This window comes from Ensifer sp. ENS07 (assembly GCF_014852185.1).
GTDB lineage: Bacteria > Pseudomonadota > Alphaproteobacteria > Rhizobiales > Rhizobiaceae > Ensifer > Ensifer adhaerens.
In genome coordinates, this window is sequence record NZ_JACVBE010000013.1 from 61,180 (window position 1) to 83,130 (window position 21,951).

Genomic DNA, 21,951 nt, shown 5'->3' on the forward strand with positions numbered 1-21,951 from the left:
GCGCCCGCAACCGTCGACCAGACGGGCGGGCGACGCTTTTTCTTTTCCCATCAACAATAGAAGGATTGGCCTTGCCTTGAGGGCTGGCCTTTAAACCCAATGATGTTCGAATGGATGTCTGATCCGGCCGCCTGGGCGGGTCTCGCCACCCTCATCGTTCTCGAGATCGTGCTCGGTATCGACAACCTCGTCTTCATCGCCATCCTCGCGGATAAGCTTCCAGCGCATCAACGGGAAAGAGCCCGACTGATCGGCCTCGGACTGGCGCTGGGCATGCGTCTCGTCCTGCTTGCCTCGATCGCCTGGATCGTGACGCTGACCACTCCGTTGTTCACAGTGCTCGGCGCTGAGATCTCCGGCCGCGACCTGATCCTTCTGTTCGGCGGCCTGTTCCTTCTGTTCAAGGGGACGATGGAGCTGCACGAGCGCCTCGAGGGCCATGCCGGTCACAAGGAAGGCAAGGTGGAGCATGCGGTCTTCTGGCAGGTCCTCGTGCAGATCGTCGTCCTCGATGCCGTCTTCTCGCTGGACAGCGTCATCACCGCCGTCGGGATGGTTCAGCATCTCTCCGTGATGATGATCGCGGTCATTGTCGCCGTCGGCGTGATGCTGCTTGCGTCCAAACCACTGATGGCCTTCGTGTCGAAACACCCGACCGTCGTCATCCTCTGCCTCGGCTTCCTGATGATGATCGGCTTCTCCTTGATCGTCGAAGGGTTCGGTTTCCATATCCCCAAGGGCTACCTCTATGCGGCGATCGGCTTCTCGGTGCTGATCGAGGCCTTCAACCAGATCGGACGCCGCAACCGCGAACGCTTCATGACGACGGGTGACTTGCGCGAGCGTACGGCAAATGCCGTTCTCTCCCTCCTCGGTCGACGCAAGAGCGAGACGTCGCTCGGCGAAACGGCCGATGTCATCGCGGAGCGGGCGACGGAGGACGAACTGTTCACGCCGGTGGAGCACGAGATGATCGAAGGCGTACTGACACTTGCAGAGCGCCCGGCAAAATCGGTCATGACACCGAGGCTTGATGTCGAGTGGCTGGATATCGAGGAGAGTGACGACGAGTTGCGCCGCAAAATCATCGAAACAGGTCATTCGCGCTTCCCGATCGGACGCGGCAATCTCGATGAGTTCCTGGGCGTCGCGCTGGCGAAAGACCTGTTGAGAGACCTGCTCGAGACCGGCAAGATTGACTTCAGCCGATCCCTTCGCCAGCCCCTGGTCGTACATGAAACCGTCAGCGCGCTGCGCCTGCTTGAGCAGTTGCGCCAGTCTCCCCTTCAGGTCGCGATCGTCCTTGACGAATATGGCTCGATGGAAGGCCTGGTGACACCAACAGACCTGCTCGAAGCCATCGCCGGCGACTTTGCCGACGATGATGATGATCAGTTGACGGTTGAGCGCGAGGAAGACGGAGCGCTGCTCGTCGACGGGTGGATCGATATCCGGCGTGTCTCAAAACTGCTGGAGGTCGATCTCGTGGATGAGGCCGACCGCTACTCCACACTGGCAGGCCTCGTTCTTTGGCGCCTCGGACATCTGCCAAACCAGGGTGAAAGCGTCAGCTTTGGTGGCTTGACCTATGAAGTCGTCGCCTTGGATGGCCGCAACGTCGACAAGGTCAGGATCAGAAGGCCGCAGCTGGAGGAACTGACGGGCGCCCAGTTTCGCTGAGCTTCCGCCAGGCTGAGATGAAGCAGTTGCGCCGCCGATTTTGCGCCCGAGAGCGGCTATTCCGCCGGCTCGGGCGTGAAAAACACGTCGGCATGCATGTCTGAGCGGTTCAGGCCGCGCGCAAACGCAACCTCCATTGCCGCATCCACCATCGGCGGCGGGCCGGCGACATAGGCTTTCCATCCGTCGAGGTCAGACAGATCCTCGGCCACTGCCTCCGTCACGAATCCACGGCGGTATCCTGCCGAATCCGCCTCCGACAACACGGCCTGGAAGACGAGGTTGGCGTGCCACTCGGCGAGCGCGCGAAAATGATCGACGAGGTAGAGATCGAGCTCGCTGCGTGCGCCGAAGTAGAGATGGATCGGCTGCTTCAGGCCGTGGGCAAGGGCGGTTTCGACGATCGATTTGATGGGGGCGAGGCCGGAACCGCCGGCGATGCACAGGATCGGGCCGGAGTGGTTCTCCCGCAGATAGGAGGATCCCATCGGGTATTCGAGCGTCACCTTGTCCCCGGCCTTCAGAGCGCCGTGCACATATTGCGAGGTCGCTCCGCCGACCACGTGGCGAATGTGGAACTCCACCCGGCCGTCGCCATGCCGGTTGGCCATGGAATAGCTGCGGGCGGGGACCCCGTCGAAAGTGACCTGCGCATATTGTCCAGCGACGAAACGAGAGCTGCCCCCATCTTCCGCATCGATGCGCACCAGCTTGATGTCGTGGGTGAGGTCCTCCAGATGCGTAACGATGCCGCTTAGCCGTTGGGGCGTTTGGACGGCATCTTCTTCGCCGTCTCCAAGCCATGCCACGGCGGTGTCCGTTACCGGAAGCGCCCGGCAGGCAAGGATGAGACCGCCGGCTTTCTCCTCATCGGTGAGGGCGAAGGGCGAATGCTGGAGAAGCTCCACCTCGCCTTCGATCAGCCGAGACTTGCAAGCGCCGCACCGCCCGGATCTGCAGCCATGGGGGTAAGGAAGCTTGGCGGCGAGCGCAGCATCGAGAATGGTCTGGTCGGCGTGCACTTCGAGGTTTGTTCGTGCCGATCGTATGTCTATGCGTTTGACGGTCATATCAAATGTTTCCTCACAGAGTTCGAATTCTCTCGCGGGCCGGTTCCTGACGGCGGCAAGCGAAAATGCCCTCAGGCTGCGGCTTCCAGCGCTGGTAAGGTCAAGGGGTATCGGATCACCGCCGACGTTCTCAGTTTCGGAGATTGGAATGCGACGGCGAACCTGGACCGATTGCCTAGTGGGACCCTCGGCGCGACTACACGAATGACGGTGGCGTGGCGCCCCAGCAAAGAGCACAGATCAGTCGTGGTCGGCGGCCCCCCGCCTGAGTGCCAGCCGCGGGGAATACACAAGACGAAAATCCCGATTTTCCAATCTCTTATCGGCAGAACCTGACCATTCGCATCAGGGTGAGCGAAAGAAGTTTCAGGAGGTCTTGACCTTTCCATCGTTGGAAACCGCACCTTCGCGAAGAACTGATCGCTGCCGTGGCCGCCCCGGCCGCAAGCGTGAACAAAATGAAGGTGAACGAGAATGAGTAAAAAGGCCGCCGCCCTGTTCCTAGCCGGTATCGCAACCGTTGGAGGGCTTGCGCTTGCCGACGGCGATGGAATGGGAACCTTCGCCAGTCGGCTTCTTGGGCTTGCCTCCTCGACCAGTGCGTCGGAGGCAGTCGCGGCGACCGGAACCACGGGTGCGCCCATGCCCAAGGTTCCGGTCGCCGAGGTCATCACGCGAGAGGTCGCGCCAGCCGTAGAGTTCACGGGCCACTTCGAGGCGGCAAAATCCGTTGAACTGCGTCCGCGTGTCGGCGGCGCCATCGACAGGGTGAGTGTTCCCGAAGGCGCTCTCGTCAAACCGGAACAGGTCCTGTTCCAGATCGATCCGCGACCGTTCCAAGTCGCCCTGGACGCCGCCAAGGCGCGCTTGAAACAGGCGATCGTTCTTTTCGATCACGCCGACATCGCGTTCCGCCGCGCCAAATCCCTGGCTCCGAACGGGACCGTGTCGCGCAAGACCTATGACGATGCCGAGGCAGTGCGGCGCCAACGGCAGGCCGAGGTCGAAATCGCCAAGGCGGCAGTGGCTGCGGCAGAGCTTGATCTCTCCTTCACGCGCGTCGCAGCCCCGATTGGCGGGCGGGTCGATCGTGTCCGGGTGACCGAGGGCAACCTTGTTTCAGGCGGCAATGCGGGTGCCGCCACGCTCCTCACCACCATCGTCTCGACGGACCCGCTCTACGTCTACTTCGACATCGACGAAGCGACGTTTCTCGATTTTGGCGGGCGAGCGCGTCCTGACAATGGAGAAGGCGGAACCGAGAAGTTGCCGGTCGGGATTGGCCTCATGACGGATGCCGGTTTCCCCCATGCCGGCGTGCTCGACTTCATCAGCAACCAGGTCGAACGCAGCACCGGCACGATCCGGGCCCGCGCGATCGTCCGGAATCCGGACGGACTGCTGGCCCCGGGTCTGTTTGCTCGGGTGAACCTTGTGACGGCCCAGCCAGCCCGCACCGTTCTGATCGACGATCAGGCGATCGGTACCGACCAGGGTCGCCGCTATGTGCTGACGCTGGGCTCGGGGAACAAGGCCGAGTACCGGCCGATCGAACTCGGTCCGATGATCGACGGCTTGCGTGTCGTCGCAAGCGGTCTCAGGCCGGGTGAGAAGATCATTCTCAAGGGCCTCGTGCGCCCTGGTATGGAGGTTGACCCGCAGACGGTTTCGATGGTGTCGGGCGAAGCGGCCAAAGGTGACTTAGCGGCCGCCGCTTCGCAGGAGGCGCGTCGATGAACATTCCACGCTTTTTCGTCGACCGCCCCATCTTTGCGGTCGTTCTCTCCGTATTGATGCTGATCGGCGGTGGCCTGACCCTCCTAAAGCTGCCGCTCAGCGAATATCCCCAGGTGACGCCGCCGACCGTGCAGGTGACCGCAAGCTATCCGGGTGCCAGCCCCGAAGTGATCGCCGAAACGGTTGCGGCTCCGCTGGAGCAGGTGATCAACGGCGTCGAGAACATGCTCTACATGAGCTCGCAGGCCGCAACTGACGGGCGCATGACGCTGACGGTGACCTTTCAGCAGGGCACCGATCCCGACATGGCGCAGATCCAGGTTCAGAACCGGGTTTCGCGCGCGCTTCCGCGTCTGCCGCAGGAAGTTCAGCGCATCGGTGTCGTGACGCAGAAGACCTCGCCCGATATCCTGATGGTCGTGCATCTGGTTTCGCCCGATGACCGCTACGATCCTCTCTACCTATCGAACTTCGCGACGCTGCAGGTCCGCGACCAGCTCGCGCGCCTGTCGGGTGTGGGTGACGTGCTCGTCTGGGGAGCCGGCGAATACTCCATGCGGGTCTGGCTCGATCCGGCCAAGGTCGCGGCGCGCGGATTGACCGCTTCCGACGTGGTTGCTGCAATCCAGGAGCAGAACGCTCAGGTGGCCGCCGGCTCCGTCGGCCAGCAACCGGATGCCTCGGCAGCGCTGCAGGTCACGGTCAACACGCTCGGCAGGCTATCCAACGAAGAGCAGTTCGGCGCCATCGTCGTCAAGACCGGCGCCGATGGCCAGGTCACCCGGCTGCGCGACATTGCCCGCATCGAGTTGGGCGCCGACTCCTATGCGCTGCGCAGTCTTCTTGACGGCAAGCCGGCGCTGGCGCTGCAGATCATCCAAAGCCCCGGCGCCAACGCGCTCGACGTGGCGAGTTCCATTCGCGCCACGATGGAAGACCTGCAGAAAGGCTTTCCTGAGGGCATAGAGTATCGCATCGCCTACGATCCCACCGTCTTCGTGAAGGCCTCGCTGGAGGCCGTGGTGATGACGCTACTTGAAGCGATCGTGCTGGTCGTCATCGTGGTCGTGCTTTTTCTTCAGACCTGGCGCGCGTCGATCATCCCGCTGGTTGCCGTGCCGATCTCCTTGGTCGGCACATTCGCGCTGATGTACATGTTCGGCTTTTCGCTCAACACGCTGTCGCTGTTCGGCCTGGTCCTCTCGATCGGGATCGTGGTCGACGACGCGATCGTCGTCGTCGAAAACGTCGAGCGTCACATCGCGCTTGGCGAAACGCCGAAGGAAGCGGCGCGCAAGGCCATGGACGAGGTGACCGGGCCGATCATTGCGATCACGTCCGTGCTCTCGGCCGTGTTCATTCCGTCAGCGTTCCTATCCGGCCTGCAAGGCGAGTTCTATCGTCAGTTCGCCTTGACGATCGCAATCTCGACGATCCTGTCCGCGGTCAACTCCCTCACCCTTTCCCCGGCGCTAGCCGGCGTGCTTCTGAAGCCGCACCACGGCGAGGTGAAGCGCGATCTCCTGACGCGCGTGATAGACGGCCTGTTCGGCTGGTTCTTCCGGCTCTTCAACCGGTTCTTCGAGCGCGCTTCGAACGCCTATGTCTGGTCCGTCCGCCGTGCCGTCAGGTTCAGCGCGCTCGTCCTTCTCGTCTACGCTGGCCTGGTCGCCACGACATGGCTGGGCTTCCACACCGTGCCGAACGGCTTTGTCCCGGCGCAGGACAAATACTACCTGGTCGGCATCGCCCAATTGCCGACAGGAGCCTCGCTCGACCGAACCGAGGCGGTCGTCAAGAAGATGTCGGAGATAGCCCTCGCGGAACCGGGCGTCGAAAGCGTCGTCGCTTTTCCGGGGCTTTCGGTCAACGGCATGGTCAATATTCCCAATGCCGCCGTCATCTTCACGATGCTGAAGCCCTTCGACGAGCGCAAGGATCCGTCCTTGTCCGCATTCGCGATCGCAGGTCGCCTGATGGGCAAATTCAGCCAGATACCCGACGGCTTTGCCGGCATCTTCCCGCCGCCGCCCGTCCCGGGTCTCGGTACGACCGGCGGTTTCAAGTTCCAGGTCGAGGACAGGGCCGGGCTCGGCTTTGCGGCGCTTGCCGAAGCGCAGGGCGCGATTATGGGCAAGGCGATGCAGACGCCGGAGCTTGCCGGAATGCTTGCAAGCTTTCAGGTGAATGCGCCGCAGGTGCAGGTGGACATCGACCGGGTGAAAGCCAAGTCTCAAGGAGTGCCGCTCAACACCATCTTCGAAACGCTGCAGGTCAACCTCGGTTCTCTCTACGCCAACGATTTCAACCGCTTCGGCCGGACCTATCGCGTGGTGGTCCAGGCAGACGCGCCATTCCGCATGCAGCCGGAAGACATTGGCCGGCTGAAGGTGCGCAACGCGGCGGGCGCGATGATACCTTTGTCGGCGCTGTTGACGGTCAAGCACAGTTCGGGACCGGATCGCGTCATGCATTACAACAGCTTCCCGTCGGCCGATATCAGCGGCGGTCCGGCGCCCGGCTATTCGTTCGGCCAAGCAACCGCGGCCATAGAACGGATCGCGGCGGAGACGCTGCCACCCGGCATGACCTTCGAATGGACGGAGCTCGCCTATCAGGAAAAGCAGGCCGGAAACACCGCGATGTACATTTTCCCTCTGTCTGTCCTGCTGGCGTTTCTCATTCTCGCCGCCCAGTACAACAGCTGGTCTTTGCCCTTCGCCGTGTTGCTGATCGCGCCGATGGCGCTGCTTTCCGCAATCGCAGGCGTCTGGTTTACCGGCGGCGACAACAACATCTTCACGCAGATCGGCTTTGTCGTTCTCGTGGGGCTCGCGGCCAAGAATGCGATCCTGATCGTCGAGTTCGCGCGAGCGAAAGAGGATGAAGGTGCCGATCCTCTGTCCGCCGTGCTTGAGGCGGCCCGCCTTCGGCTCAGACCGATCCTGATGACGTCGCTTGCCTTTATCGCAGGCGTCGTTCCGCTGGTGATTGCTAAAGGCGCTGGCGCAGAGATGCGCCACGTCATGGGCATCGCCGTCTTTGCCGGCATGCTCGGCGTTACCTTGTTCGGCCTCGTATTGACGCCGGTATTCTATGTTCTGGTGCGGAAGTTGGCGATCCGGCGGGAAAAAGGCCGAATCCCTGAAGGGGCGTCGCTGGAACAGCGAGCCTAAACCAACCATAACCATCGCACGCGGTCATGTCGGGAAGCCAGATGGCCACGTGCGATGCCTCCCGTCCGAAGGCAAATCCGATCGGCCTGGCGAACTGAGCGCAAGTGCAAATAGTCGTCAGGTTTGCCGGCTAGGGCGCACCTGGTTTCCAGTCGCAAACCGCAGGGCTCACGCAAACGTGCAAGGACGTGACCGGCAAAGGATTGCATCGGGTCGAAACCCTGCTAACACCCGGCTCCTCAAGCACCGCGTTGGAAGATCAGCAAGCGGTCGACGTCGGAATTTCGAGTGGGGCACTGCTTTGCCTGGCGCTCTTCGTTGATCCCGACCGACCTCTCTCCCATATGCGACGAGCCCGGCCTCTCCTCCCGGCGGGCTCGACAACAACGACCCAGGAAGAATAAAAATGAACAATAATGGACGCCTATCGGGCAACTCCTTCGCTGCGCATAACCTTCGCGATCGCCTGGCGGCCGACGGTCTCGCCTATCTGGTCGCGCTGATGCCCGTATTCCTGTTGCTCTGCTAAGCTCGACTGCCGCGTTTCAGGACGCCTGTCGTGGACGCGCTCTGTTCGCGGCCTCAAAGCCACCTTCGGCGCAAGAAAGATCCCCATTCGGCTTCAATTCTCAGCTTTCGGAGGCGATCGCCGCTTGTGACGTGCGCGGCGTAGGAATTGGTAAAGGTGACGAGCAGGATGCGCGCCATCTTCGGATCTCCTTCGGTTCGCTCAAGTTCGTCGGCGATCTCTCGGTAGAGAGCTTCGCTCGACGTGGGCTCGGCGATACGCCGTTCCGCCATCTCCAGCATCCGTTCGACAAAGGCGAGATCGATCACATAGGCCGGCATCGATTTTCCGATCATGATGATGCCCCGCTGCCTGCAGAAGAGGTCCGGCATGGTGTCTCGTGCGTGGGAACGCACGGGCGGTCCGTCTGAGAGAAGGTGGGAGTCCGGGGCGTGTCCTGTCCTGTTCGGAAAAGTATCATGCTCCATCTCCTTCTCACGCTATAGGCCCGGCAAGGATCGGGCCGAAGGATATCCCTATGGGAGCCCAACCGCCAAAGGCGCGAAGAGTTCCAAGGGAAAATCAACTTTTGCGATCAAAGGTCGCCTTCGCGCGACGACGCCAAACGCATGGAAGGGAGCGCGTGAGGCTACCGGCGCGTTTCTAAGGTCAATGCGAACCGCTCGAGCCCAGATGCTCGAACAGGTCTCGCGCCGGCGGGGACAGTTCCTCTTCCGCGCGCACGCAGACGGACAGCCGCCGCGTCGCCCAGTCATCAGCAAGGCGCACGAACGCGGTCTTGGCAGATCTGCCGCCGCGCCGTGCCGCCGTCTCCGGCATGATGGCAAGGCCGACACCCGCCGAAACCATGTGACACATGCCTTCGAAGCTACGCATGCGCGAGCGCATCTTCAGCGTCAGCCCCAATCTCCGAGCTTGTGCATCGATATGGCTCTGCAATGCGCCATCGGACAGGCCGACGAAAGGCTGGTCCGCAATGTCGGCGAAGAGTGCCCGCCTGCGTGCCGCGAATACGTGATCGCGTGGGATGACGGCGACGAGCCGGTCGACGGCAAAGGGACGCAGTTGCAGGCCGCCAGTATCGACCGCGTCCGAAAGAATGCCGATCTCCACGAGGTCGGCGGCGACGGCTCTCGCAATCTCGATGCTTTGCCGTTCCTTCAGATCGACGTCGATCCGCGGATGCGCCGTCATCCAGGCGCCGAGCCGCTGTGGCAGAAACTCTGTGAGTGCGGCGGTGTTCACCGCAAGCCGGATTGTTGCTCGAAGGCCATCGGCGTGTTCACCAAGCTCGCCGCGCATCCGCGCCATCTGGCGCAGGATCAGCCGGGCGTGATGCGCGAGCGCTTCTCCGGCCGGCGTCGGCCGCACCCCGCGGCGACCACGTTCGAGCAGTTTGACTTTGCCGATCATCTCCATGTCGCGCAGACGTTCACTTGCCGCCGGCAACGAAAGCCCGGCATCCGCAGCACCATGGGTCATGCTGCCGGCATCCACCACGGCAAGAAACAGACGAAGGTCGATAAGATCGAAACGCATGCAAAGGAGGCTAACGGAAAAACAGCCTTCGGACCAGCCGAAGTCTGACTGCGGATGATCCGCATTGTGCCGATGCGGGTATACGCTATGCCGATGGCATGTTCGATCTTGCTCCGTCCCTCGTCGTTGCGATTGCCGCAACTTTCTTCGCCGCCGGCATCCTTAAGGGCGTCACCGGCATGGGGTTGCCGACCTTGGCGATGGGCGTGCTCGGTACGCTCATCTCTCCACTTGCGGCCGCCAGCCTGTTGATTGCCCCGTCCTTCGTGACAAATGTCTGGCAGCTTCTCGCGGGCCCGAGCTTCGGCGCGCTTGCGCTCCGGCTTTGGCCGATGATGCTGGCGATCGTTCTTGGCACGCTCAGCGGTTCTTCGGTGCTTGCCGGTGGCAGCACCGCGCTCACGACGGGCGCGCTTGGTGCGGCCCTCCTTCTCTACGCCGCCTTCACGCTCTTTGCGCGCCAGCTTCGCGTTCCGGCGAAGTGGGAGCCGTGGCTGTCTCCCGTGGTCGGCGCGGCAACCGGGATCGTCACGGGCGCAACCGGCGTCTTCGTCATCCCGGCCGTGCCCTATCTGCAGGCGCTAGGTCTTGAACGGGACGAACTGGTGCAGGCGCTCGGCCTCTCCTTCACCGTCTCCACAGTCGCCCTCACCGCCGGGCTCGTCTGGCGGGGCGCTTTCGAGGCCGACAATCTACTCTTCTCCGGCCTCGCGATTGCGCCGGCGCTCGCCGGCATGTGGGCGGGGCAAGTCGTTCGCAACCGTGTCGACCCGCCCGTATTCCGGCGCTGGTTCCTCATCAGTCTGCTCGTCCTCGGCGCCGAAATGCTTGCGCGGCCGCTTCTGTAGGTCCTCGCCCAGTCCGTGGTTTGGTCATCTTGGGACGGAAAACTGCCGCTACGGGACCCATTACGCAAGACGCGGATCGCGCTGGCTGACGTTCCCAAGAGCTTTGCTGAGAAACATCGATCAATATATTGAAGAAACTACGTTTTAATGCCGACTCCGGCCCGGAATTCAGGCCGGCACGATCTTCAGCGCGATGACACCGCCGGCGATCACCAGCATTGCGGTTGCCCGCGAGACTGTGATGGTTTCTCCAAAGAGCAGCACACCGCAGAGCACGGAACCGACGGCGCCGATGCCGGTCCAGACCGCGTAGGCTGTTCCGAGCGGCAAGGTCTTGAGCGCCTGGGTGAGCAGGGACAGAAAGATCACCAGGGCAACGATCGAGACCAGCGTCCAGGACAGGCGGCTGTAACCGTTCGAGAACTTGGTGCTGACGGCCCAGGCGACGTCTGCAACGCCGGATAGCACGAGGTAGATCCAGGCAAGCGATGTGGATGACATGGCAATTCTCCAGGGTTCGGCAGATCGCGATCGGTTGCGGCTTCAGACGAGTTTAATAACGGCGACACCGGCCAACAGCAGCACCACGCCGCCCAGGCGCAGCCCCGACACGGACCTCTGCGGCAGACGGAACCAGCCATAGCGATCGACGAAGACACTTGCGACCTGCTGGCCGGCCACGGTGAGACCAACCGCCGCGGCCGCACCAATCGCTGGGATTGCGGTAAAGACCGTGGTGACATAGGTCGCTCCGGCGAGACCACCGAGCCAACCCCACCAGGGCATCGTCTGCACGCCGGTGATGTTGGGACGGGATGTCTTTTGCCCGGCGAGCACCAGAAGCATCACCGCGGCCATGGCGAGCGTGGCGACGAGAAACGAGATCGCACCCACCGCGAACGGCGCACCCCCGAGATCATGGCGCAGGAGCGCATTGACGGCACCCTGGACCGGGAGCACGGCCCCTGCCATCAGCGCAAGGGCAATCCAGCCAAGCCGGTCGACTTTAACATTGTCTTTTCCGCCTTGCCCGAACACCACCATAGCAACCCCGAGGAGCACGACGAGCGTGCCAACGGCGGCCCCGACCCGCAGTCCCGTCGGCGGAACGCCCAGCAAGCCGAAACTATCGAGCGTCAGGGAGGCGAGCATCTGTCCGGCTATGAACAATCCGACGGAAACGACGGCGCCAAGGCGGGGGAAGAGAACGATGGTCGAGACGACATAGACGGCTGAGGCGGTGCCTCCGACGAGATGCCACCACTTGACCGCGGGAATTGCACCAAGCGCGGCGATTGTTCCCGTCAAGAGGGTGACGAGAAGCAGCAGACCGGTACCAATCGCGAGCTGAAGTGTGGTCGCCGCAAAAGGCGATCCGACAGCTTTGGAAAGTTGTGCGTTGGCACCCGCCTGGACAGCGAGCAGACCACCCGCAAACAAGGCCAATGGGACGAACAGGGTCTCCATGACGGGACCTCCTTGATGAGAATGAGTTGAAAATGGAGGAAGGGTTGATCAGGTGGACGTGCTCTGGTGCGCCCGGACCTGAGGAAGGTGCGGGGCGGTCGGGTGATCACTCGTCTCAGGCACCAGATCGCTGAAGAATGGGATCATCTTGCGTCGCTCCACCGATCGGCCCATCCGATCGTGACACCATCTTTAGACGGTGCTCGGTTGCAGAACGATCTGTCATTTCGCCTACTGCCTCTGCATATTTGCACAGCCGCTTCAATGACGGTACCACAGCGAATAAGGCGTTTGACCGTGGAGCTCGATTGCGCAGAGCGATTGACAATACGCGGTGATAGCGGTGCAAATTCGCTCATCCGATGAACAACCTGTCTTAGGTTTGCCCAATCATGCACAGCCATCACCGTATCGACTGGGAAGACCTCCGCTTCGTTCTGGCAGTCGCGGAGGCGAACTCCCTTGCTGCTGCTGCCCGGGCGCTTGGCGTCAATCACACAACAGTGTTAAGGCGTGTCGGGTCGTTCGAACAGAAGCTCGGGGTCCGGCTGTTTGACCGCCTCCCGTCCGGCTACATGCTCACCGCCGGCGGCGAGGAGCTGCTGGCCGTGGCCCGGCAGATGGCTGAAACGGTCACGGAGCTCGAGCGCCGCTTGACGGGTCAGGATCTGCGGCTCGAGGGTAGCCTGCGGATCACCACCACGGATACGCTGATGGCGTCCATCCTGCCGTCGATCCTGGCGGATTTCCGTCAACGCCATCCCGGCGTCCTGCTCGAGGTCAGCACCTCGAATGCGCTCGCAAACCTCTCGCATCGCGACGCGGACGTTGCCATCCGCCCCGCGGTCGATTCACCGGATGCATTGGTCGGTCGCCGGATCGCGAAGGTCGCTTTCGCCGTCTATGCGGCGCCGTCCTATCTCGATGTGCGGGAGCTGACAGCCGACACGCTGAATATTGCACGGGAGCACTGGATCGGGCTTGGTGACGCGCTTGCGTCCACGAGCGTGGCACGATGGATGCGCGCGACGCTCGTGGCACCCGCGGTCTTGCGTTGCGATTCGCTGGTTACGGCCCGCGAGGCGGCAAAGGCCGGCATCGGTCTTGCGGCCCTGCCCTGTTATCTCGGAGACACGACGCCCGGTCTCATCCGTATCGGCGCACCGGTCGCCGATATGACGAGAGAGCTTTGGCTTCTCACACACGAGGATCTGCGGCGCACGGCCCGCGTCAGCGCCTTCACCGAATTTGTTGGCCAGGCGCTCGCGAAACATCGGCCGCTCCTCGAAGGCAACAAGCCCTCAACTTAGGAGTTCCCCCGGGAACGGCCAATGCGGACGGAGCGCTTAAGATCGCTTTAAATCCAGTTGATCAGGGACACGTCAGATGCCAAGCTCAGTTTGCGAAACCTATCCCGGAATATGCGAAAAAAACCGCCTGAAGTATCCGCGGCCACCCCGCCTCCTGCGTGCTGCCAACCAGAACCTCCGAGGTGCGCCACGGCCGATATCGTTCGCGCCGGTAGCCATTTCACTGACCGTTGAAAGCGAAAGCGCTTCGGCAATCCGGATCGGATCGGCTATCTCGATGCTGGGATTGCTCGTTCTTGCCGCGTACGCCGGGACGACGGCCGTTGCAGGGATTCTTGCCGGCGGATTCGATGGACTGTTGATCGAGGCGTCGTCGAACCTCTGGTGAGTTCGGCACTGGGCGACCCGTCGCCTCAGGCCGTCAGAAGCGATTGACCGCATTGCGGTTCGTCAACGTTCCCGTTGCAAAAGCAAGGCTTGCCGCGGCGACAAGCGTGTCGCTGTAGGCGGTCGCCTTTGCGACTTTCGCCTGGAGCAACGCCGTCTGCGCGATGCTGACATCGGTGATCGTGCCCAGGCCCTGCTTGTAGTAGTCGACCGCAGCATCGTAGGTCGTCTGAGCGGCCGTCGTCAGCTCGCTTGCGGCCGCATAGCCGGCCAGGCTGGTGCGCAGCAGATCATAGGCGACGACGACTTCCCGCGCCGCAGTGTTTTGCAACTGCGCCATCTCCTGCTCGGCAGCGCCGACCTGCGCCATCGCCGACTGCAACCGCGCGTCGCGCAGCCCGCCATCGTAAATCGGGAAACTCAGGCCGATCATCAGGTTGGCGTTCGGCTGGTTGACGCGGATCGTCGAGCGCTGGTCGAAACGGGTGTCTTCGACGCTGAGCGAGCCGATATTGCGGTTCACGTTGCCCACCAGCGCGACCTTCGGCATGAACTCCGCGCGGGCGGCCGCAATACCGTTCTTGTCGGCCTGCAGGCGGGCAAAAGCCGCCTGCACATCCGGGCGACGCTGGAGCGATGTCGCAATCAGCCGGTTGAGGTCCTCGGGCACAGCCTTCGGCAGAGCACGATTGCTGCCGTCGGCGATGCGGATCTCGAGCGTTGGCGAGACCCCGACCGCTTCGAGAAGCGTCATATAGGCATTGCGCTCGTGCCCTTGCGATTGGGTCAGGTTGAAGCGCGCCTGCGCCACTTGCTGGTTTGCCTGCGCGACTTCGATCGATGTGGCGATGCCGCGACCCATGCGCGCCTTGGCGGCTGCCTGGACAAGCTCGGCATTCTGCACCGTCTGGCGGGCGATCTTCAGCTGAACACGCGCCGCCGTCAGGACGAAATAGGCGTTGGAAACATCGAAGATCAGCTTCTGGTGCGTACCGTTGAAGGTCACGTTTGCAGCAAACGCCAATTGCGTTGCCGCCTCTCTCCCCGCATCCCGCCCGCCGAAATCGAGAAGCAGCCACTTGACCGTAAGGGATGGAATGAACTGCGCGCCAGTTGTCGTCAGCGTGCCGGGGGCGATCGGTATGGGACCGCCGATGCCGGGCGCAGTCGCCGACGTCTGCTCAAGATCGGCGAGTACATCGGCCGTCAGGAGAGGCAGGTACACCGCTTCGGTGATGCCGACGGCAATCGCCGCCTGCCGGGCGCGCTGCCAGGCGGCTCGGGTACTTGCAGAATGTCACCCTGGATCGGCTCGTCGGCGTCAGCGAAACAGTTGATATCCAGATCGCCATACGCACGCGCTACGTGTGTTCTCTCGCCCAGTCGATGGTTCGCGCGATACCATCGCGCCAAGGTACGCGTGCCTTCCAACCTACGACCGCCTCCGCTAAAGCTGGTGATGGACAGAGATCAACGTCGTCGGATGCGCTCGTCTCGGAAAATTCGACCAGCGTAGGATTAACTCCGACTTTCTCAACGATGAGGGTGGCGACCTCTCGCATTGTCGGTGCGCATCCCGAGGCAATGTTGATGAGTGGCGTCTTTTGATGACAAACGTTGGCCACCTGATAGAGCCCGTCCACGGCGTCTTGCACAAACAAGAGATCACGGCGTTCGTTGGGTCGGCGCACGATTGAAGGTTCTCCGACTAGGCATTTTCGGATCAAGGACGGGATGAGGAAGTCGCCCGACTGGCCAGGCCCGAAGACAAGCGAAAGGCGTGCCGTCAAGATCGGAAACGCCAAGCGCGGCTGCAGCGCTTCAACATAGTGATGACCCGCGACGAGGCCAGCGGCATAGGTTGTGCAAGGCATCTCGCGCTGCGTTTCTAGATGAGGCATCGGCGCTTTGCCGTAAGCGGCCAGGGTTCCCGCTCGCACGAAGGCGATCGGAGACACAGGCGCCTCCGCTACGGCAGCGATGGTTTGCAACAGACCTAGCAGATCCTCCTGGACGCTCCCGAAAGCGTCTGCGAGACTCGGTTCCGGCTTTCGTCGGGTAGCAGCAGCAAGATAAAAAATGTAACGCGCCTTGGCAGCCACAAGACAACGCTGAAGGGCTCTGGTGTCAGCAAGCTCCAAAATATGAAGACGAAAAGTCCTATCGATATGCTTTAAGCGATGCAGATCTGTACCGGGTCGAGCGAGCACGTGGACTGCGTGCCCTTCCGTACAACACCGTGCCACGAGGTGCGATCCGATGAAACCGGCACCTCCAACGATCAATACGTTGGACATTGGGACGACTTTCAGTTTCGCCGTTTTGCCAGGATTAGTATAACGCGATCGCACAGTAAGACATGCCTCGCGATCCGTCACGTTACAGCCGCGGCAGCGACATGCAACTCACCCGATGGGATGCCGAAGATACTCAAAACGGCTATGGGATGGGGACGCTGGGCCAGACGCGTCCGCGCCCACAACCGTGTACTTACGAGGCGACTCACTTGCTTGCCTGCATCGTGGTCAACCAGCACCGAGACAAAGGTGGCCTAGATTTTCACACGTGATCTCCAGGGTTCTCTTCCGATGCTGGCTGGAAAGAGACGTTGTCGCTGTCGCCGAGTAGAGCCCGGGAGGAATATTCAGCCAGTGGATGCGGACGTCACTCTGCGCTATGAGATCTACGATCTTTCCTCGCCTCGGCATTTTCTACCCCTCGCGGATTTCTTCGGAGCGATGCTGCGCTATTCCACGGCGCACCAGTCACGGATATGCGCGATCGCGAATCGCGTCTGAAGACCACGGTATTCTACGACCAACTTGTCCGCCTCCCTGCGCATGAGCTTGGCAACGTAGTTGCGAACCGCACCCGCTTCGTCGACCACTTCGAATACATACGTCATGGAACAGATCCCTAAAGAAGAGTGGCTGTTATATTCCATTCTGCTTGAGTGAGACTTGTGGGCGTAATACGGGACGACTGATGAGGCAATGTCCGCGACCGTTGTTGCACGGCGCCGCAGCTAGCCTTCTAGACCTTCCGGTTGTCCGCTTCGTTGTTGCCACCTGACGCCTGATCCAGGCAACAATTCAGAGTAACCCCAATTGATTAGTCAGAGTCTTTTAAATCATATTGATTTCAAGCCGAGTAATTGCAATCATAAACTTCAAATTGTGCATCCAAAAAGCACAAGTTAAAGATGAGAGAGTGCTGGTATATTCCGCGCAATTCCTCCATTTTCCAACGCGCACATGGCTTCGCCTCCGCACCGCTACGGAGGTCCACGCGCGTTAGAGCGGTGCGTCGCAGTGGTCTTCGGACCCAGTGGCTTGACATGAGAAGATCGTGCGTTGTTCAGAGGGAGCGGTAGCAATGTGGAAGACGGATTGGCCGAAATCGCCGGTGACCTCGGACACGATCGTCGTGCTACACCGAATCTTGCGAGATTGGTGCGACGAAGGTGGGCACCTCATCGGAAGTCAGGAAGGCGGTCGAACCGCTAAATCGCTGATCAACTGGTATGAGTTCGGCGTAACTGACGAAGAAGAGTTAGCAAGGCTAATCCGCGACGACATCATAATTGCCGAAGCCTGAAGTGCGGCTGCCACGCGGGTATTGCGCGATGGCAGTAGTTGACTGGACCGTAGGGGTTATTCCGGTGCGGCAAGTTCTACTGGCGCAGCTGGCGTAGCGTACTTCTTGAGTTCGCCATTGCTTTCGGCCAACACGCCGCAGCCACGCGTTTCGCCGCGTGTCTCCACTGCCCAGTAGCCGGCCCGCCACCTCAACCGCTCGGCGATCGCCGAGCGTAGCCGTCGCGCCGGGCTGTGGCCGGCGATGACATGGATCGCGATCAGGTAGACCACCAGGAAGAACACGACCACCCACATCCAGGCGAGCCCGCGGATCAGCAGTTCCGGGATCGGCACGATGTCGTAGAGCGTCATGACAAACGCAAAGACCATGACGACCGTGCCGATCGGCGGTCCGGCGCGGCTTGCCTGCGTCAGGTACATGCCGCCGAAGGTAAATAAGGCGATCAGTGCCAGGCGCGGTACCGGTTCGTCCGCCGCCAACATGAGGCAGACGATGGCCAGCAGAATCCCGATCGTCGCCCTGACAAGCAAGCCGATGGCGATCAGGATGCCGGCATCGGCTGTGAACGCGAAAAAGACGAGATAAAAGGAGATCGCTGCTTCGGGGACCTGCAGCGCCATCGCCGTCACAGCAACCAGCGTGGTGACCAGCGCCATGCGCAGGGAAAGGTCCAGCCGGCCCGGATAAGGCTGCAACTCGTCCCAGAGGATCGACGTGTAGCGGACGCTACTTCGCGGCTGGAACAGCATCGGCGTCGTTAGGCGCGGGCCCGATGACGACGACCGCGGAAGCCCCGACTGGCATCAGGTCCTCCGGCGGATTTTCAAGCCACACATGCACAGGAAGCGCTTGGCGACCCTCACCCAACTCAACGAGTCGGAAACGATCGGTATGCCGAGGATCGTCGCGGAATCTTCCGAGCGCACGCCCCAGCCGACACCCTCGACCGTGCCGGAAATACGACGTTCCGGACCCGCCATGACGAAGACATAGGCGCGGCTGCCTATGGCGATCGCTCTGTTTCGCGGAAGAAGGCGACGGTTTCCCATTCGGCGGTATCGATTAAAGTGAACAGCGTTTTGGCAGGAACCACGCCCTTGCCGACCGCCGTGCGCAAACCGACGATCTTGCCGTCGAAGGGCGCCCGCACGATGGTGTTCTCCAGGTCCCGCTCGGCAAGTGCGACCTTCGCGCGTGCTACGTCCGCCTCGGCTTTACGGACGTCGTTCGAGAAACGACCGGTCGTTGAGGGGCTGGTGATCTGTCGTTCTTGGGACGGACGGCTTGCCCCATATGGAGGCGGTCAAGGGTCGGGCTAGTTGTCGGCGCGCTCCGCCAGGCGCCGCAGCCCGGGAATGTCCTTCAGCGTCAGCTTCTGCCGTCCGCCGACGACCAGACCCTGCCCCTCCCAGGCGCTGAGGATGCGCGAAACCGTGTGCAGCGTTGTCCCGGTCATCTCGGCGATATCCTGGCGTGAGATCGGAAAGTCGATGCGGATGCCGCCGCTTTCGGGTTTGCCAGCCTGTTCGGCGAGCCGGAGCACCGTGTGCGCGACGCGGCGCTCGACCTCTTCGGTCGACATCTCGCGGATACGGGTATGCGCCTCGTCGAGCCGCTGGCCGATGGTGTGGAGGGCATTGACAGCAAGGTGAGGATTTTTCTCGACGAAGATGTTCCAGAGCTCCGTCGGCCAGGCGAGAACCAGGCTTTCGGTCGCCGCCGTTGCGGTGCCCGGATAGTCGCTGCGCTGGAGCGCTCGGGCAAAACCGAAGAGATCGCCGGGATTGACGACCCGCACGATGATCTGCTGCCCGTCCTTGGTGACCTGGGTCACCTTCAGCCGGCCATTCAGCAGCAGGAAGAAGAAATCGGCCGTCGCCCCCTGTTCGAACACGGCTTCATTCTGCGGCACGCGCCGCACCGTGGCGCGCGTCAGCAGCGTGTCCAGTTCCGGGTCGCTCATCTTCTGAAACAGGGGGAGCGATTTGACGAGTGTGCGATCGAGTGCAGCCACGTTGGCCCTATATCCTGCCGATTTGAAATTGCCTTTGCTCTAGCATAGTGCCGGGTCCTGCAAAAGGACCCGGCATTTATGCCCGAGCGACGGTTTTCCCAGCAATTTCATCGGCCGTCTCATCTCAGCCCGCACCGTGGAGCCGCCGTTCAAAGGCATAGAGGTAGCCCGAATACCAGCGGCCGTCGCGCACGAGCCGGAAACCGAGATTGTCGGGCGGCACGCCGACGGCGCAGCCGCCGCTTTTCGGATCCCGGATGAAGAAGCTCATCGACGCCCGGTGCTTGCCGTTGACGACGAAGATGCCGCAAGCGGGAGCCTCCTTCAGCACCTCGCCGTCGTCGCCGATCGTGACGCGGCGGTGGCAGGTCTCGGTCCATTCCCAGACATTGCCGTCGAGATCGGCAACCCCATACTCGTTCTCACCGAAGGCGCCCGTGGGCAGCGGCATCGGGTTCTTCGCCCTCTGCCGGCTGGATTCGCGCTCGTAGTCCGCAAGCCAGCGCAGCGCCGGATTGTCCTTGGTGCCGTCGATCCCCAGCGCATCGTCGGGGAATTTGGACCCGGCGGCAAACGCCCATTGCTGGTCGGTCGGAAGGCGCCAGACCTCGCCGGTCTTCTTGGTCAGCCATGCCGCATAGTCGGTCGCGTCCGTGTAATTGACCCCGGTCATCGGCACACCCGACAGGCCGGCGCCATGGCCGCCCTCCGGCTGCTGGCAGCCGCCATCGGCGACGCAGCGCTCGTAGTCGTCGCGCGTCACCTGATACTTCATGATCTCGAGCGGCTGCTTGATGGCTACCACCACGATCGGCGCGTCGACGGCAAAACCGTTCTTCAGGAAGTGTCCCTCCGCCCGATAGCTCATCTGTCGCGGCGCGATCGTCACGGTCACCGGCGGCCTGATCGACGGATCGATGCCGTCCTTGAGATCGTCGAACAGCCCCACCTTCGCCGAAAGCACGCCGCCGATTGCCGCCAAAAGGACGACCGGTGCTGCTAGCGAGAGGAGCGAAACCGCAGTTTTCTTGGTGGTGGGCATGGAAGGTCTCCGGGGGAAGTGGCACGCGCCGGCAAGCGCGTGCCTTTGTTCGCGCGTGGGGTCGCTGTGAGCGCGGCCCCACGATCATCCGCTGTCACCCGGCTACATCGACGCCGGCTTGACGACCGATGTCATCAGATCGTCGTTCCATTCGCCGGTCACCTTGAAGTGGCCGGCGGCACCCAGCTCGAACGCCTCGATCAGGTTGTGGTTGACGTAGGCGTACACACCCGGCTGGCGGAAGGTGTAGAAGGCAGCGCCCGCGGTTCCGCCCGGAATGAGCCAGGTTTCCTGGTCGAGATCCGGCGGGTTGCGGAACTTGCCGGTCGCCCAGACATAGTCACCATGCCCGCCGATCAGGTGCGGCCGCGTATCGCGGTTGGCCTGCGAATGGACGACGAGCACACGCTCGCCCACGGCCGCAGTCAAAGCATGGTCGCCGGTCAGCGCGCCGACCGCACCGTTGAAGACGATGTGGGTCGGGGTCAGCGTGCGCATCGCCTTGACAGCATCTTCATAGGCTTCGCCGGGGGTTTCGTACTTCTTGTAGTTCCCGGCCTCGTCCTTCGGCACGTAGAAGTCCTGCTCGCCGACATAGTAGATCTTGTCGTACGTCAGCGGCTGGCCCTTCTCGTCCTTCAGTCCGTCGCGCGGCAGCACCATGATGGCGCCGTTCATGCCCGAGGTGACGTGCCAGGGCACCATGCCCTCCGGCGCGCAATGGTAGACGAAGACGCCGGGCTTGGTCGCCTTGAAACGGAGCGTGGTTTCCTCGCCCGGGTTCACCTGGGTCAGCGCCCCGCCGCCGAGCGCACCGGTTGCGGCGTGGAAGTCGATGTTGTGCAGCAACGTGTTGGTGTCAGGGTTGATCAGCCGCAGTTCAACATAGTCGTTCTCATGCACCACCATCAGCGGACCAGGCACCGAACCGTTGAAGGTCATCGCGTGGATCTCAGTGCCCTCGCGGTCGATCACCAGCTTCTTTTCCTCGATCGTCATGGTGAACTCGACGACGCGCGGTCCGGTCTTGGCGACCTGGTCATGGGCGTGCACGAAAGGCGGCTTGACGAGGTCGACCTTCACGCGAGGCAGGGTCGAGATATCGACGGGGGCAGCACCGGCTGCCGCGGCAGCGCCAGCGGCATGCGCCTGAGCGGTGTGGAGAAGCGGCGCAACCGCGCCCGCCAGGGCAGCGCCGGCAAGCATCGTCCGGCGGGTCATCTGAAGTTTTTCAGTCATCTTGCTCTCCTTCGGCGCGTTCCAGCGGCCGGGATTGGCCTTCTGCGAAACGCGCCTGTATTCAACGAGTTAGGGTGGGCGGCGCCGACTCGGGCGGCCTCACCTCCGGTCTCGACCACCGGTCCCCCAGCAGTCACTAGAGAAGTAAAACCACAGACGAATCTCGTCTTTGTCTTGGAACAAATCGTTGCGAGGAGATCGCTTTTCTTTACGCCTTGCGACGTCGGCGGTCCGACCGGGCAGCGATACTTGCGTTTTCGCAAAGAGGGCCTTCGAACCCATTGATAGATCAAGCCTCATCCGCAAGTCCGCA

The 21,951-nt window shown here is 62.1% G+C and carries 20 protein-coding genes and 1 pseudogene; 7 read left to right on the top strand and 14 right to left on the bottom strand.

The window, feature by feature from the left end; translation table 11 throughout:
• The first annotated feature begins 99 nt into the window (after nt 1-99).
• Nucleotides 100-1,680, top strand: coding sequence for a TerC family protein (locus tag IB277_RS29150; protein ID WP_192372247.1), 1,581 nt, complete (start codon nt 100-102; stop codon nt 1,678-1,680).
• A gap of 56 nt (nt 1,681-1,736) precedes the next feature.
• Here IB277_RS29150 and IB277_RS29155 read toward each other — a convergent pair whose 3' ends face one another.
• Nucleotides 1,737-2,750, bottom strand: coding sequence for a 2Fe-2S iron-sulfur cluster-binding protein (locus IB277_RS29155; protein ID WP_089044848.1), 1,014 nt, complete (start codon nt 2,748-2,750; stop codon nt 1,737-1,739).
• Between the two features lie 474 nt (nt 2,751-3,224).
• Between IB277_RS29155 and IB277_RS29160 the strand changes: the two genes are divergently transcribed.
• From IB277_RS29160 to IB277_RS38725, 3 genes are all read left to right on the top strand, one after another.
• Nucleotides 3,225-4,487 (top strand): efflux RND transporter periplasmic adaptor subunit, encoded by a 1,263-nt coding sequence (locus tag IB277_RS29160; RefSeq protein ID WP_192372249.1) that lies wholly within the window; start codon nt 3,225-3,227, stop codon nt 4,485-4,487.
• A complete protein-coding gene (locus IB277_RS29165) occupies nt 4,484-7,663 on the top strand; it encodes an efflux RND transporter permease subunit (protein ID WP_034790527.1) in 3,180 nt (1,059 codons plus the stop codon). Before IB277_RS29160 ends, IB277_RS29165 begins: the two co-directional genes overlap by 4 nt.
• A gap of 406 nt (nt 7,664-8,069) precedes the next feature.
• Nucleotides 8,070-8,192, top strand: coding sequence for a hypothetical protein (locus tag IB277_RS38725; protein ID WP_255380984.1), 123 nt, complete (start codon nt 8,070-8,072; stop codon nt 8,190-8,192).
• 53 nt (nt 8,193-8,245) lie between these two features.
• Here IB277_RS38725 and IB277_RS29170 read toward each other — a convergent pair whose 3' ends face one another.
• A complete protein-coding gene (locus IB277_RS29170; RefSeq protein WP_034790534.1) occupies nt 8,246-8,563 on the bottom strand; it encodes a hypothetical protein in 318 nt (105 codons plus the stop codon).
• 277 nt (nt 8,564-8,840) lie between these two features.
• A complete protein-coding gene (locus IB277_RS29175; protein ID WP_192372251.1) occupies nt 8,841-9,731 on the bottom strand; it encodes a LysR family transcriptional regulator in 891 nt (296 codons plus the stop codon).
• Between the two features lie 98 nt (nt 9,732-9,829).
• On the opposite strand from IB277_RS29175, the gene IB277_RS29180 reads away from it, so the two are divergent.
• Complete coding sequence (locus IB277_RS29180) at nt 9,830-10,579, top strand: sulfite exporter TauE/SafE family protein (protein WP_034790540.1); 750 nt, start codon at nt 9,830-9,832, stop codon at nt 10,577-10,579.
• Between the two features lie 168 nt (nt 10,580-10,747).
• Here the strand turns inward: IB277_RS29180 and IB277_RS29185 are convergent, their stop codons facing one another.
• Nucleotides 10,748-11,080 carry a multidrug efflux SMR transporter gene (locus tag IB277_RS29185; RefSeq protein ID WP_034790543.1) on the bottom strand — a complete coding sequence of 111 codons (333 nt, stop codon included), beginning with the start codon at nt 11,078-11,080 and terminating at the stop codon, nt 10,748-10,750.
• A 42-nt stretch (nt 11,081-11,122) separates the two neighbouring features.
• Nucleotides 11,123-12,046 carry a DMT family transporter gene (locus IB277_RS29190; protein ID WP_034790550.1) on the bottom strand — a complete coding sequence of 308 codons (924 nt, stop codon included), beginning with the start codon at nt 12,044-12,046 and terminating at the stop codon, nt 11,123-11,125.
• A 392-nt stretch (nt 12,047-12,438) separates the two neighbouring features.
• Here IB277_RS29190 and IB277_RS29195 point away from each other — a divergent pair, with 392 nt between their 5' ends.
• A complete protein-coding gene (locus IB277_RS29195) occupies nt 12,439-13,356 on the top strand; it encodes a LysR family transcriptional regulator (protein ID WP_060521144.1) in 918 nt (305 codons plus the stop codon).
• A gap of 421 nt (nt 13,357-13,777) precedes the next feature.
• Here the strand turns inward: IB277_RS29195 and IB277_RS38275 are convergent, their stop codons facing one another.
• The 4 genes and pseudogenes from IB277_RS38275 to IB277_RS29210 form a co-directional block, all read right to left on the bottom strand.
• Complete coding sequence (locus tag IB277_RS38275) at nt 13,778-14,497, bottom strand: TolC family protein (RefSeq protein WP_246812847.1); 720 nt, start codon at nt 14,495-14,497, stop codon at nt 13,778-13,780.
• Nucleotides 14,486-15,019 (bottom strand): annotated as a pseudogene (locus tag IB277_RS38280) (TolC family protein); the annotation flags it as partial. The gene IB277_RS38275 and the pseudogene IB277_RS38280, both read right to left, overlap by 12 nt.
• An 85-nt stretch (nt 15,020-15,104) precedes the next feature.
• Nucleotides 15,105-16,040, bottom strand: coding sequence for an NAD(P)-dependent oxidoreductase (locus IB277_RS29205; protein WP_192372255.1), 936 nt, complete (start codon nt 16,038-16,040; stop codon nt 15,105-15,107).
• Nucleotides 16,041-16,489: 449 nt separating this feature from the next.
• The gene (locus IB277_RS29210; RefSeq protein ID WP_162728867.1) at nt 16,490-16,648 is read right to left on the bottom strand and encodes a hypothetical protein; all 159 of its coding nucleotides are present in this window, start codon (nt 16,646-16,648) and stop codon (nt 16,490-16,492) included.
• A gap of 470 nt (nt 16,649-17,118) precedes the next feature.
• Between IB277_RS29210 and IB277_RS29215 the strand changes: the two genes are divergently transcribed.
• Complete coding sequence (locus tag IB277_RS29215) at nt 17,119-17,340, top strand: hypothetical protein (protein WP_060583521.1); 222 nt, start codon at nt 17,119-17,121, stop codon at nt 17,338-17,340.
• Between the two features lie 56 nt (nt 17,341-17,396).
• On the opposite strand, the gene IB277_RS29220 is transcribed toward IB277_RS29215, so the two are convergent.
• The 5 genes from IB277_RS29220 to nirK all read right to left on the bottom strand — a co-directional run bounded on the left by IB277_RS29220 (nt 17,397) and on the right by nirK (nt 21,638).
• Complete coding sequence (locus tag IB277_RS29220) at nt 17,397-18,092, bottom strand: hypothetical protein (protein WP_089044843.1); 696 nt, start codon at nt 18,090-18,092, stop codon at nt 17,397-17,399.
• A 54-nt stretch (nt 18,093-18,146) separates the two neighbouring features.
• Nucleotides 18,147-18,392 (bottom strand): hypothetical protein, encoded by a 246-nt coding sequence (locus IB277_RS29225; RefSeq protein ID WP_112976899.1) that lies wholly within the window; start codon nt 18,390-18,392, stop codon nt 18,147-18,149.
• Nucleotides 18,393-18,658: 266 nt separating this feature from the next.
• Entirely contained in the window at nt 18,659-19,306 is a 648-nt protein-coding gene (locus IB277_RS29230) for a Crp/Fnr family transcriptional regulator (protein WP_082566519.1), read from the bottom strand.
• A 175-nt stretch (nt 19,307-19,481) separates the two neighbouring features.
• Nucleotides 19,482-20,399, bottom strand: coding sequence for an SUMF1/EgtB/PvdO family nonheme iron enzyme (locus IB277_RS29235; protein ID WP_060583516.1), 918 nt, complete (start codon nt 20,397-20,399; stop codon nt 19,482-19,484).
• 102 nt (nt 20,400-20,501) lie between these two features.
• Nucleotides 20,502-21,638: a copper-containing nitrite reductase gene (nirK, locus tag IB277_RS29240; RefSeq protein WP_060583514.1), complete on the bottom strand. Its 1,137-nt coding sequence runs from the start codon at nt 21,636-21,638 to the stop codon at nt 20,502-20,504.
• Between the last annotated feature and the right edge of the window lie 313 nt (nt 21,639-21,951).